The organism is Pantoea allii, assembly GCF_046529425.1.
In the GTDB taxonomy this organism is placed as follows: domain Bacteria; phylum Pseudomonadota; class Gammaproteobacteria; order Enterobacterales; family Enterobacteriaceae; genus Pantoea; species Pantoea allii.
This window is the reverse complement of sequence record NZ_CP125958.1, coordinates 2,837,855-2,850,609: the sequence shown is the minus strand read 5'-3', so window position 1 is coordinate 2,850,609 and position 12,755 is coordinate 2,837,855. Positions and strand designations below refer to the sequence as shown.

Below are 12,755 nucleotides of genomic sequence, written 5' to 3'. Positions count from 1 at the left end.
CCTGCTGTAATACAGCAGGCCTATGATGAGGAAATTACTATGAATAGTGTGAAAATCATTCTAAAAGACAGGCTTGATAAGGTTCACATTCTTAAAGCGCATGATGAAGAACCGTTACGTGTTTTTTTGAAGAGAAATTATATACCTAGAGATTCAGTCATTTGTTATGTCAATGAAAAAATAATTGATGACCATACCTACAAGATTAATAACAATGACAAAATCGTCTTAGATATGGTTCGGGCTTATCAGCTACCTGAATACTGCAGAACGTTGAGGCTGTGGGAAGATGAAGGGGTCGAATCTACTAAAACAGATGCTGAATCAGTTTACACAAAAAATGTTTTGTGGTTCAACGATAACGGCATTTGTGAGATGAAGGAGACTCAGTTCGACCCTGATAGCTTTGTCAAATATGTAGATGATATGTTTGTCCAGGGTATCATGGAAAAAAAACTCATAATCGAGAATCAAAAAATTGTTTTAGCGTTGTCTGGCGGCAGAGACAGCCTGGCTTTGCTTTATTTGCTTAGAAGGAACAAAGATAAGCTCCCTCCTCATGAACTCGTTGGCGTGACAGTGGCAGATACAGCCGCTTCTACAAAGGACATTAAAGTGGCTATGGAAGCCATTCAAAATCTTGGAGTAAAAGATTACACGGTTCTACCCTTAGAGTATGTAAATGAAACAATGAATTTTAAAAATGGATTTGAAAATGCAATTGAAAAAATTCTTGTAACAGAAGGTCGTGGCCACTCAATCACGCTGTGGCATCACGTTATGCGTGCATGTGTGGAACGCTTTGCCCGTGAAAGAGAAATCTCCACAATTTCATTTGGATATCATTTCGAGGATTTGTTTGCTAGCGTGTTTAGGACATACACACTCGGGACTTTATTAGGTGAATCCGCACCTTTGAAAACATGGGGAGAATTCATTCATACATCTCCTCTGTGGACAATTACAAAGAAAGAGTTGACGCTTTATCTAAAATTCGTTGCACCTGAGACACATTCAAAACAAGGTTCTCCGACAGATTATGACAGGGGAGATCATAATAGGGATATAAACTATTTCATGATTGATTTGCTTTCAGGTCTCTGGCCCGGATTAGGGTTTAACTTCTTTGAGTCATTGGAACGACTCAACAAAAATTACAATATTCAAAAAGCAGAATATGAAATCTGTTCCAATTGTGGAATAACCTATACTCATGCTTATGGGAAAGATATTGACCAAAGGAAATTTATTCATGTATGTAATCATTGCTCACACTTAATGAGCCTGGGAGAGATACCATTTTTGAATAAAGTAAAATAAACGCAGAGGTGGAAAATGGAAAATAAAAACAAGCTGCTTTTGACAGATGTCATTTCCTCATTTGGCACGGGCATTAGTGATGTGGCAATTATTACAATGGCCTACATGATTACCAAATCACCCGAAAAAACGGCCTACATTATATCTTTGAGACTAATCTCAAGTATGCTTGTTTTTTTTCTCATTCCTCATTTACTGAAAATTTTATCAATGAGAGAACTAAGCATTTTCACTGACTTCGCCAGATCTGTAACTTGTTTAACTATAGCTTTCACTTGGAATATCTATGTACTTGCAATTTTATCAACTCTGATATCTCTTTGCGCAGGATTAAACACGACACTGAAAAACGTGGCATTTCAGAAATTTGTTGATAGTGAAGAAAGAATAAGTTTTGTTTCAAAACAGCAGTTTTATTATAATTCTTTCGGTTTAATAGCACCTATTATATCCTCACTGACAATAGGAATCTTTGGGATAAAATTTATTTTTTATGCCGAAAGCTTTCTTTTCCTGATGTCTACATGTATAGTTTTCTCACTTGAAGAATGGACACCTGACAATCTATCTCAAAAGAAAAGTATTTTTTCAGGTTTTACTTATATTTTCAATGATAAAGTTCAAAAAAACATTCTTTTTTTTAGATTATCCATAATTACATCTATGGTTGCTTATGAAATTATATCGACTTACATTCTTACTGATAACTACAAAGAGCTCATTAATCACATAAATATTATCTATGTATCTTCATACTCTACTGTTGTTGCTTTGTTTTCAAGTATGAGTACTTTTTCTTTGTTAGTAGGAAGCTTGATGGCAGGGAAAATATTCAAAATTGAAAGTATTAATAAATCCTTTATTTCAGGGGCCGTGCTAATATCTGTAGGCTGTCTGATATGGTCCGTTCCATTGACTAAATTTCTGGTTTTGAGTTATTTATCAGGAACATTCATCATATATTTAGGGTTGTCGCTACTTAAAATTTCATTATATAGCTCAGGGCAGGAGCTTACTGACAAAAGTAAGTTTTCAGAAATAATAGCCACTTCCGATATGATATCAAGAAGCTATCAGTCTTTGTTAGGTTTTGTGATTGTTGTTGGTATAGACCACTTCACTGCAGAAAAGTGTTTTCTTTTTCTCGCTTTCGCTGCGCTTGGATCACTCTTCTTTAGCTCATCAATATACAAGCCTTTGATTTTGAGAAAAGTAAAAGATGGTTAAATGTTCTCCTTAGACTTTACTCATGGGTTTATTCAATTCTTATGGAGTCGTGAAGTCTTTATCAATATCCATGAGCACTTTTAGCTGTCGAGGATAGTGAATGTTCAGCATTTCAGAAGTGGATAAAAGTGATTCTGACCTGGCGTGGCTGGTCAGCGAGCTCGATGCCTTTCAGCGCGAACTGTATCCTGCTGAAAGTAGTCACTCTCTGGATCTTTCAACCGTTAATGACGAGCAGCTCCGCTGCGTTATCGTACGTGATGAAGGCGGCGCACCTGCGGGTTGTGGTGCTTTGCTATTCCAGGAAAATGGCTTAGCTGAGATTAAGCGGGTTTATATTCGACCGGAATACCGGGGCAGGAAGCTCGGAGAGCGGATAATCAGCGCAATCGAGACGATGGCTTCAGAGAAGACTCCGTGCTTATTACGGCTTGAAACGGGGATTAATCAGCAACCGGCCATCGCACTTTATCGTAAGTGCGGGTACGAAATATGCGATGCATTCCCCCCGTATGCAGCAGATCCGTTGAGTGTGTTTATGTGCAAAGACCTTTCTTAACTTCACGTTTTTTATGCTACTCAGGAAAGTTATGCTCAAGGTGTTGGATACATATCATAAGTGACACGTCCGCTCCTCGCTCACCGCGACTTTAAATGCCGATAAGTCCATCTTCTGACTGATGTCAGCCCGTCATACCGATGCCGAAGCCTCGATTCATCAACAGGCTGAGATTATGTACACAGGCATTTTGACTCACCTTTAGCAGAACGTTGCCCGCCACCCGGTCTTTGTCAGGCCCGACGCTCACACCACTGGCGATGCCGTGCCTTGTAAGCGCATCTCTGTTACAGGCTACGCTCAGGATTCACCCATCCAGCATGACGACATTTAAAAAATCACGCCGCTCAACGCTTACGGAAGTCGCTATTTTTATCTGTCGCGAAACGCATTATGCAGAAGTCGCCACATATGATGGGCGGCTGGGGTAAAGCGCCTGTCTGAGTTCCGTAACAGGTGACACTGGGCGCTACTGGCGATCGGGTGGTCAAGCGGGACGGCGACAAGAGTCCCCTGACGAATGGGGTCGGCGGCGGCGTAGGCAGTCATAAATGAGACACCGAGCCCCGCCTGGCTGAGGTTCATGGCGGTGGAGAACAGGTTGCATCGGTAGGCCGGGTGAAATTGCAAACCCTGGCTTTTGAACATGGCGTTCATGTGGCGCTGCAAGCCAAAGTTCTCCGTCAGGGCGATAAGCGGGTGAGTGTTCAACTCTTCGATGGTGATGCTGGCGTGACCGGCAATAGGATGCTGTGGCGCGACCACAGCGCAAATCGGCCCCCACTGGAAACTGTGGCGCTTCAGTTCCGGTGTGCCAATCGGGCCAAAGGCGAGCGCCATATCGGCTTCGCCGCTGACAATATCGTTCATCATCTCCTGCATGCTGCCGACCACAATATCGACAAACACCATCGGGTAAGACTGGGCAAACTCGCGCATAACCCCTTCGATAAACGCCGTGATCAGTCCGCCGCCAATGCGTACCGAAAGCGTTCCGCCGCGCATATGGCGCAGATCTTTAAGCTGGCTCTCCAGCTTTTCGCGCCGCTGGCGGCTGGAAAAATAGTCCTCCGCCAGCAGTCGTCCCGCTTCGGTCAATACCACATTACGCCCGCGCCGTTCCAGCAAGGGCAGCTGTAGCGCACGTTCAAGTTGGGCGATCTGGCGGCTGACCACCGACGCGTTAACGCCAAGGATATCTGCCGCGCGGCGAATGCCGCCTTGGTTACCTACTTCATACAGGTAACCCACCTGTTTATCCTGGAACATCTGCCGCATTCCCTCATTACTGTTGACCTGAAAGCAACAATAACATCACTTGATGGCTATTTATCAAGCCGTTTAAATAGTGATAATCAAATTAACCGCCAAATTTGGTGCGTCAGTAAAAAAGAAAAAGGAAATCAGTCTCACTGCACCAAAAGTGCGCCCAGAAAAGGGGAGAACGTATTTCATTGCGCTTTTATACGTGCACGATGAAATAATTTTCCCGCTAATGCGCTTGAATTTCTCGTTATTTTTCGGGAAGGGGTTTTATTGCAAAAATCAGCCTGGCGAAAGGCGTTTATTTTACGGCTGGGCTATTCAGGCATGGATCCTGCTTAGTATCAGGACTTTTCCATTATACATGTAAAGAGAGATGATATGAGCGAATCAAAAACACTGAAGCAGCCAGAAAAAGAGGCAGCAGAGGAGTGGAAAGTGGGGCCTGGCGCGTGGATTTCACTGGTCATTGTGCTGCTGGTCTTCTCCGGCTTCTTTTTTAAAGTGGATGGCATGGCCTGGCTGGGCGCGTTCGATTTCACCACGCTTGGCGGCGCGTTCGGCACGATGAAGACGCCGGAAACCAACACCTTTATCGGCAGCGGCGGCCTGAGCGCTAAAGCCGGTTTTCTTTTTGCGCTCTCGCTGGTGCCAACGGTGATGCTGGCGCTCGGCCTGCTGGAAATATTCACCCATTACGGTGCGATCCGTGCGGCGCATAAATTACTCACGCCGCTGTTAAAACCGCTGCTCGGCATTCCAGGTTATACCGGTCTGGCATTAATTACCGATCTGCAAAGTACCGATGCCGGTGCGGCATTAACGAAAGAACTCTATGACAGCGAAAAGATCACCCGCAAAGATGTGGTAATTATGGGGTCATGGCAGTATTCCGGTGCCGGGTTGATTAATAACTATTTTTCCATCGGATCGGCAATGTTCGCTTCCTTAACCATCCCGATCATTATTCCGCTGGTTTTAATGTTTGTCCTTAAATTCGTTGGCGCAGCCGTGGTTCGCCTGGCATTAAATACTGTTTATAAGCGAGATTTCGACAATGAGTAATCAAGCAAAAGTCTCCAGTAATCCGTTTGATATTTTCGTTATTGGCGCGCGCAAGGGTTTTCATATCGCCATTAATAATTTGATGCCGAATGTATTAATGGCCTATGTGATCGCCGAAATGCTCAATTTACTGGGCGTGATGCAGATTATTGGGCACGTTTGCGCACCGCTGATGGGGCTTTTCGGCCTGCCGGGCGAAGCGATCACCGTGCTGTTAACCGCCTGGCTCTCTTCCTCTGCCGGAACCGGCGTGGCAGTCAGCCTGCTGAGCAAAGGCCAACTTGATGTGGGGCAGATCACCATTCTCGCGCCCGCCATCTTTTTGATGGGGTCGCAACTCCAGTACATGGGACGCCTGCTGGGCGTGGCCGATGTGCCGAAGAAGTACTGGCCGTTATTGATGGCGGTCAGCATTCTCAATGCCGTAATCGCCATGCTGATTATGCGCGTTATTGCCTGAGCACTAAGGAGTAAGACGTGTCACGTACACTTGAGCACTTTAATTACCTGCACCAAATCCCGGAACTGGGGTTCGAAGAGTACAAAACATCCGCCTATATCGCGGACGTGCTGGCGGCGGCGGGCTACCAGGTTACGCGTAAGGTGAATAACACCACCGGTATTGTTGCCGTACTGGACAGCGGTAAACCTGGCCCGACGCTGGCGCTGCGCGCCGATATGGATGCGCTGGGGCATATCATTGACGGCCAACATGTGGCGCGCCACACCTGCGGGCACGACGGCCATTCCACGGTCGTATTGACAACCGCCCAGGAGGTGATGGCGGAGGGGCTGGTGAAAAACGGCAAGCTGAAGTTTATCTTCCAGCCAGCCGAAGAGTTGGGCACCGGGGCAATTGCCCTTACCGAAGGCGGCGTGTTGGATGATGTCGATATGTTGCTCGGCTTCCACCTGCGTCCGCTGGAGGAGTGCCCGATGGGGCAGGCCGTGCCAGCGATGTACTACTCGGCGTCCGCCACCGTTGAAGTGATGTTCCATGGCAAAGCGGCCCATGCTGCGCGCCCGCACTTAGGCGTCAATGCGCTGGATGCCGCTGCCCATGCGGTGCAGGCGGTGAACGGCATTCATCTTGCACCGTCGCTGACATGGAGCGCGAAAGCGACGCGTTTTCTCTGCGATGCGGGCGTCACCAATTCGATCCCGGATAAAGCGCAGGTGTGCTGGGATCTGCGTGCGGCAGAAAACGAAGCGATGGATGTCCTCAAGCCGCAGGTGCTGCGCGCAATTGAGAGCAGCGCCGCCGCGTATGGCGCGCGCGCAGACATCCGCGTTCTGAAAGAGATGCCCGCCGCCATTATCCATGACGAGGCAACCGAGGTGATCGCACGAGGTATTCGCCGTGTGTTTGGCGAAACCGGCCTCACAGCGCCGAAATCAACGCCGGGCAGTGAAGATTTCTTCCACTATTTGCGTCTTCGTCCGCAGATCAAAGGCGGCTTCTGGGGGCTGGGCGCTAACCTGACGCCCGGCCTGCATCATCCGGAGATGCATTTTGATCGCGACGCGCTCGCGCTTGGGGTGAAAGTGTTTAAAGCCTGCGTGCAGGATGTGCTTGGCTGATAATAGTGGGTTTTCAGCGCGACAGGCGCCTCGCGCTCGTCGGACATCGGTGTCGCAGAAGAGACAGACCTGACAATGTTGTCCCACGGCGTGCGGCCCTGACAAAAGCCGTGATTGTGGCCCTTTTTGGTCGGGAAGGCCGCTGACTGTGGCGCGATCGCCAATGCGCCTTTCTGACCGGCTCTGGCGGTGTGCGGAGAGAAGGGGACCAGCCACCGCGCCGAACAGGGACGGCGCGGTGGCTCCGACTATCCCCGGCGTTAACGCTGTCTGTCGCCGCCGCCAGTTTCACTTCATCAGGCTTCTACTCACCTTGATGTTCAGCCTGCTGATGGCGCGAATACAGCGGCAACATTGATCCATCGACGTTGCTAAAAACGCTCAGTCGCCAGTGCCACACCTTGCCTGCCGTCAGACCTCGCATTACCTCGCGCTGCTGCCAGCCGGGGTGCAGCCTGTCATTCAATCCAGTACTGTCGCGCCGCATGGTGCCGATCCAGCGTAAAAACCTGCAAGGTCGTTTTCTCGTTATCCAGAATAAACACGGCCGTCGCAAGCGTGTTCTCTTCATCCGGATCATCGGGTGACAGACGATAAATGGGCAGGACAGGGTCATGTTGATCCGAGAGGATGGCTTTTGCCGCCGGGCCATCAAGGTGTGCCTGTGTCTCCAGCCATTCGTTTAAACGCTGCTGGCGTGAGCCGGAGCTCTCAGTAATCACCTGTTCAGTGGTAGCGAGTTTTGCATGAATCAGATGATTGGCATGGGCGAAGACATCGCGCAATGGTGTGACAGAACAGCCGGAACCGGTCGCTTCCACGGTAACGCCTGCGCCTGGGCGGGCAGCCTGTGAGCAGCGGTGGCGGAGGGTAAAAGCCACGCGCGTTATTTTGCATAATGTCATCTATCGGGTCTTTGGCGATGCAGACCCGCGAAATGCCGCTATCTGTTCAGAGGATGGCAGTATTACCGCGTTTTTTCGCCACGGTTTTGACAGCGGCTCTGCCCGAATATATGTCACAACTTTTGCACTGGTGACGGAATGTTTCAAATAGCGTCGCGTTGTATTTTCTGGATCATTGCAGTGCGCATTGCACCCTGATCTCATGCTTAATATCACTACAAACGTCGACGGATATTTTTATTTCTGTTGCAACGCCTTCCTGAAACCCTTATCTGCCAGGTTCTGTGATCCAGAATATTTCTTACATAAACAGTTACGACAGTAAAATAGTGCTGGCACACAATATGCTTTATTCCCACGTACAACATCTAATAATCAGAGAAGGGCATATCATGGCATCTACAGGTCTCAAAAAGAAATTAGGGTTGGTCGATCTGTCATTACTTGGCATCGGCTCAATGATCGGTTCGGGCTGGTTATATGCCGCGCTTAACAGCTCTGGTTATGCGGGCAGCCATACCGGCTGGGCATGGGTGCTGGGTGCCGTGATCGTGCTGATGATTGGCCTGGTTTACGCCGAGCTGTCCTCGGCACTGCCGCGCGCAGGGGGTTTTGTTCGCTATCCCAATTATTCCCACGGCAACATCGTCGGCTTCGTGATTGGTGTCAGTTCTCTGCTGGCTTATACCAGCACTGCCGGGGTCGAAGTGGAGGCCGTGCGTCAGTATGCAATCTATTGGTGGCCCGCGCTGGGGCACACGGACGGCAGCCCTACGGGGTTAGGGTTTGTTGTACAGATTGGGCTGCTGGTGGTGTTTTTCCTGCTTAACTACTGGAGCGTCAGCTTCTTTGGTCGCGTGAACACCATTGTCACCACCTTCAAATTTATCGTGCCGTTACTGACTATCATCACGCTCCTGCTTTACTTCCATGCGCCGAACCTTGATGTGCCACCGTCACCACCTGGCGGTGCACATGGCGTTTTCAGCTCGCTGACGGGGGCAGGGATTGTCTTTGCCTACCTCGGCTTTCGTCAGGCTGTGGATTTTGCCAGTGAAGCCAAAGATCCACAGCGCAACGTGCCTCTGGCAATTGGTATTGCCATTGCTGTCAGCTTCGTGATTTACCTGGCCCTGCAATATGCCTTTATGGGGGCAGTACCGGCCGATTTGCTGTCACAACATGGCTGGGCAGGGCTGAAGGAGGTATTCCAGTCTCCCTATGCCGACCTGGCGCGCAGCCTGGGGCTGACCTGGCTGATTAACCTGATTCTTATCGATGCGGTGATTTCGCCTGCCGGGACCGGCAACATCTATCTGGCAGGAGCCGCACGCGTGCTGTTTGCCTGGGCGCGTAACGGTCATCTGTTCAAAGTGTTTGGTGAAGTGGATGCAAAATCTGGCGTACCTCGTGGCGCGTTGTGGCTATCGCTGGTGCTGGCCATTGCCTGGACGCTGCCCTCTGAGTTTCAGGTCTGGGGCGGATTAATTGGCGCAGTAACCTCGGCAACGGTCTTTACCTACATGCCCGGCCCGATAACCCTTGGCGCGTTCCGTAATCACCTGCCCGATATGCAGCGTCCGTTCCGTCTGCCTGTCGCGGCGTTTCTCAGTCCGCTGGCGTTTGTAGCCAGTACGCTTTTGATTTACTGGAGCGGCTGGTCCGTGAATGAGATCCTCATTCCGATTCTGATTGTTGCCTGGGTCGCTTATGCGATTTTTGGTAAAAAGAACAGCCAGTTCAGTCAGGATTTACGGTGCGCATGGTGGCTGCTGGCTTATTACATCGCGGTAATGGTGATTTCTCTGCTCGGTACCTACGGCGGAAGCGGGGCGATTGGTGCACCCTTAGATATGATCCTCATCATTGTCGCGTCTCTGGTCTGCTACTTTTGGGGCGTTAAAGCCAGCCTGTCGAAACCTAACATTACTGATGAGGACGATGAGTCCGCCTCCTTTGGCAAACACGCATAATAATGTTTATCGCCTGCACCTGTGCCCTGGCACAGGTGCTTTCCCGCGCATCTTTGCACCACCCGCACGCAGGAGACCGCATTGCCGCGTGTCGGCACTTGCCGGGCATGGCGCAGTCCTGTTTGGCAGAAAGAAGGCGGATAACGTGGTTACATGCAGAGGGCGCATTATCGCTATGATCAAAATACCTGCGCATCAACCCGGTTAGCGATGGGAACGGGGGATTCCACGAGTGACGATATTGGGGATGAGCTGGTGTAAGGAAGCAGACTGGACAGGCCGTGGATAGGCAAAAAATGATGCACGGCTTAGCGCGCATCATGTATCGAAATTAGTCCTCGTTGCCCCACTGATTCAGGAAGGTCGCTATCTCATCAATGCGCTGTTCATTAATGCCCGCTTCAACGGCCATCTCTTTCTGCGCGTCTTCGCTGATTTCTTCATTATTCATTAAACGGCCAATCAGCAACTGGAAATAGTGCGCCAGCGCGTCACGTTCAGATTCGCTTACCGGCGTTTCCGTTTCCGACGAATACTCATCGGCAATGTCATAATATTTCAGTGAGACTTCATTGTTCATATCTTGCCCTCAGGGTGACGACCTGTATTTTTTGACTGAATCGAATGGGGTAATCATATCATTCATATAGCGATTTTTCTGCCAGTTAGCGCTGTTGGGGCGGAAAAGTCAGTAGCACATGGGCATGAACTTGTTTACCTATGTGTGGCCAGGCACGGAAAAGGGGGGAAGCGCTGGATCAAGCGTGATGGGCGTGGTTATTGAAAAGGTCGATTGCTACTGAGAAGGCAGTACTGTCCAGGTCAACCAGACAGTGCGCCACCACAAAGTGGTGTTCATCATGAAGACTTATCCAGATAGGGGAAAAGAAACGTCTCGACCGCCTGTTTTCCGATACCTGATGTAAGGCTGATACCCGCATTTTTTAAAATATTGAGTCCCGCGCCTCTGTTTTTAGGGTGCGGATCTTCCATGGCAATATAAATATGTCCCGGCTTTAGCTCTGCAAGCATTAAAGCACAAGAGGGCGTTCTGCCCTGAAAAGAGCAGGGTTCAAGAGTGACATATACTTCGCATTCGCTAATGGGGAATGTAAGCTTTGTGAGCGCATCGATTTCGGCATGGTGGTGGCCTGGTGGATGTGTAAAACCCTTAGCAACGATAACGCCGTTATGAACAATAACGCAGCCGACAGGGGGATTAGGTCTGCATTCTGGCAATGCCCGGCGGGAATATTCAAGCGCCAACATCATGAATTTGAGCTTTTCATCCATATGATTTTATCTGCTGAATGTCTGGGATCTGAAACCAGCAATCTTTAAGGCTACTGTTATTAATGTCCAGCCATTTCGTTGACTCACCAACCGCGCTTAGTTCGGATAAGTGAGTCATCATTATTAATTTCTGACCCTGTGTTTTATGTTTAACAGGCAAACAGTTTGGATTTTATTTGTTCTGGTAAAGATCCCAACGGTTGCCATAAATATCTTCAAATACCACCACGGTGCCGTACTCTTCTTCGCGCGGTTCCTCACAGAACGTCACACCTTTGGCTTTCATGGCATTGTAGTCGTGCCAAAAATCGCTGCTCTGCAGGAACAGAAAAACGCGGCCACCGCACTGATTACCAATAGCGCTCTCCTGGCGCTCATTGGAAGCTCGGGCCAGAAGAAGATTGCAATCGCTTTCCGGATTGGGCGTGACGACTACCCAGCGTTTACCCGGCTGCGGTGTGTCTTCCACAAGCGTAAAGCCCAGCTTGTCAGTGTAATAGTCAATGGCGCGATCGTAGTCATCAACCACAATGGCGACATAACCCAGGCACCGTTTTTGGGTTCTCATTTTTTGCTCCGTCAGATTTCAGGTGAAGTTGCCCGATAAAGACATTTACCATAAACAGCCCCCTTTTTCTGTTGGGAGGGTTTCACTCTGTTGAAGCCGAGTTAAACATAACCCCAAAGTCCAGCTCACCCCGACAGCGATAACCGCTACTGCATGACCCGCACACGCGCTTTTACAGATGACAGTCTTGTCAGGCTTTCGGGGGTAATCATCGGCTCGACGTTTCACCCAGACTGACAGGGATATGGTAAAAGCCAGAGAAGGCAGGCTCGTCCAGCGCAGGGTCTTGATATTCTGTCAGGGTGAGCAGGTCATATTCATCTCGTCGCACCTCAGCCCTTGCAGGGAGAATTGACTGATATATCCTGGCCTTCATTTCCATCAGTTGCATGACCTGGCCTTCAAAAGGGAACGTCAGAAAAAGCCCGTCTGTAGGCGCACTGAAGGGGAAAGGATCGTATCCTGCCGCTGAATACTTGCTGCACGAAAAGGTCTGCGTAATCACGACATATTGCGGACGTGCGGCGGGCAATTTTTTGAGCCGTCGCTGCGCCAGCGGCTGGCGGACCTTGATAAAACGGCGAGTATGGCTGAAAGGGTACATTGCATCTTGCTGGAGAGTCTGCCCGCTGGTGAAACCTCAATGCAGACGGTCTGTCGCAAGCTGGCAGTCAGCTCCCGGACGCTGCAGCGCAAACTGCAGAATGAAGGCACCTCGTTTCAGCAGATCCTCGACAAGGTAAGGCAATCTCTCGCGATACATTATCTGCGCAGTACCGCTATGTCGGGTGCGGAAATTTCGTTCCTGCTCGGTTTTGAAGACGCCAACTCCTTTGCCAGAGCGTTTCACGCCTGGACAGGAAAAACACCCCAGGCCGTGCGAACGGCTGATTCGACCGAGGTTATGCCGCCTGCGGAAGATGAAAAAGATTAACGTGGGTGCTTTTTGCCGGTGAAGCGGCAAAGCGGATATGGCGGGCCATACAGAAGGCCGTTTCTTT

15 protein-coding genes are annotated in these 12,755 nt (G+C 49.5%); 8 read left to right on the top strand and 7 right to left on the bottom strand.

Annotation, left to right across the window (positions count from 1 at the left end; translation table 11 throughout):
* Positions 1–39 precede the first annotated feature (39 nt).
* The 3 genes from QNH99_RS13430 (at position 40) to QNH99_RS13420 (ending at position 3,106) form a co-directional block, all read left to right on the top strand.
* Positions 40–1,320, top strand: coding sequence for a hypothetical protein (locus QNH99_RS13430; RefSeq protein ID WP_283355455.1), 1,281 nt, complete (start codon positions 40–42; stop codon positions 1,318–1,320).
* Positions 1,321–1,335: 15 nt separating this feature from the next.
* On the top strand, positions 1,336–2,547 hold the full coding sequence (locus QNH99_RS13425) for an MFS transporter (protein WP_283355454.1): 1,212 nt from the start codon (positions 1,336–1,338) through the stop codon (positions 2,545–2,547).
* A gap of 100 nt (positions 2,548–2,647) precedes the next feature.
* Positions 2,648–3,106: a GNAT family N-acetyltransferase gene (locus QNH99_RS13420; protein WP_283355453.1), complete on the top strand. Its 459-nt coding sequence runs from the start codon at positions 2,648–2,650 to the stop codon at positions 3,104–3,106.
* 372 nt (positions 3,107–3,478) lie between these two features.
* Here QNH99_RS13420 and QNH99_RS13415 read toward each other — a convergent pair whose 3' ends face one another.
* Positions 3,479–4,375: a LysR substrate-binding domain-containing protein gene (locus QNH99_RS13415; RefSeq protein ID WP_410516801.1), complete on the bottom strand. Its 897-nt coding sequence runs from the start codon at positions 4,373–4,375 to the stop codon at positions 3,479–3,481.
* Positions 4,376–4,750: 375 nt separating this feature from the next.
* On the opposite strand from QNH99_RS13415, the gene QNH99_RS13410 reads away from it, so the two are divergent.
* The 3 genes from QNH99_RS13410 to QNH99_RS13400 are packed head-to-tail and all read left to right on the top strand — an operon-like array spanning position 4,751 to position 7,015.
* Entirely contained in the window at positions 4,751–5,434 is a 684-nt protein-coding gene (locus QNH99_RS13410) for a nucleoside recognition domain-containing protein (RefSeq protein ID WP_063879221.1), read from the top strand.
* Positions 5,427–5,894 (top strand): YjiG family protein, encoded by a 468-nt coding sequence (locus QNH99_RS13405; protein WP_063879222.1) that lies wholly within the window; start codon positions 5,427–5,429, stop codon positions 5,892–5,894. Before QNH99_RS13410 ends, QNH99_RS13405 begins: the two co-directional genes overlap by 8 nt.
* 17 nt (positions 5,895–5,911) lie before the next feature.
* Positions 5,912–7,015, top strand: coding sequence for a M20 peptidase aminoacylase family protein (locus QNH99_RS13400; RefSeq protein ID WP_063879223.1), 1,104 nt, complete (start codon positions 5,912–5,914; stop codon positions 7,013–7,015).
* Between the two features lie 304 nt (positions 7,016–7,319).
* On the opposite strand, the gene QNH99_RS13395 is transcribed toward QNH99_RS13400, so the two are convergent.
* Both QNH99_RS13395 and QNH99_RS13390 read right to left on the bottom strand, forming a co-directional pair.
* Positions 7,320–7,502 (bottom strand): hypothetical protein, encoded by a 183-nt coding sequence (locus QNH99_RS13395; protein WP_256853513.1) that lies wholly within the window; start codon positions 7,500–7,502, stop codon positions 7,320–7,322.
* Positions 7,474–7,920, bottom strand: coding sequence for a carcinine hydrolase/isopenicillin-N N-acyltransferase family protein (locus tag QNH99_RS13390; RefSeq protein WP_283355452.1), 447 nt, complete (start codon positions 7,918–7,920; stop codon positions 7,474–7,476). Before QNH99_RS13390 ends, QNH99_RS13395 begins: the two co-directional genes overlap by 29 nt.
* A gap of 392 nt (positions 7,921–8,312) precedes the next feature.
* Between QNH99_RS13390 and QNH99_RS13385 the strand changes: the two genes are divergently transcribed.
* Positions 8,313–9,893, top strand: a complete 1,581-nt coding sequence (locus tag QNH99_RS13385) for an APC family permease (protein ID WP_283355451.1) — start codon at positions 8,313–8,315, stop codon at positions 9,891–9,893.
* Positions 9,894–10,224: 331 nt separating this feature from the next.
* On the opposite strand, the gene QNH99_RS13380 is transcribed toward QNH99_RS13385, so the two are convergent.
* From QNH99_RS13380 to QNH99_RS13365, 4 genes are all read right to left on the bottom strand, one after another.
* Entirely contained in the window at positions 10,225–10,473 is a 249-nt protein-coding gene (locus QNH99_RS13380; protein WP_063879232.1) for a DUF2543 family protein, read from the bottom strand.
* Between the two features lie 278 nt (positions 10,474–10,751).
* Positions 10,752–11,186, bottom strand: coding sequence for a bifunctional diaminohydroxyphosphoribosylaminopyrimidine deaminase/5-amino-6-(5-phosphoribosylamino)uracil reductase RibD (locus tag QNH99_RS13375; RefSeq protein ID WP_283355450.1), 435 nt, complete (start codon positions 11,184–11,186; stop codon positions 10,752–10,754).
* Positions 11,187–11,358: 172 nt separating this feature from the next.
* Complete coding sequence (locus QNH99_RS13370) at positions 11,359–11,754, bottom strand: VOC family protein (protein ID WP_063879234.1); 396 nt, start codon at positions 11,752–11,754, stop codon at positions 11,359–11,361.
* A gap of 208 nt (positions 11,755–11,962) precedes the next feature.
* Positions 11,963–12,358, bottom strand: coding sequence for a hypothetical protein (locus tag QNH99_RS13365; RefSeq protein WP_410516800.1), 396 nt, complete (start codon positions 12,356–12,358; stop codon positions 11,963–11,965).
* Positions 12,359–12,397: 39 nt separating this feature from the next.
* On the opposite strand from QNH99_RS13365, the gene QNH99_RS13360 reads away from it, so the two are divergent.
* Positions 12,398–12,688 (top strand): helix-turn-helix domain-containing protein, encoded by a 291-nt coding sequence (locus QNH99_RS13360; protein WP_256853507.1) that lies wholly within the window; start codon positions 12,398–12,400, stop codon positions 12,686–12,688.
* Positions 12,689–12,755: the final 67 nt, after the last annotated feature.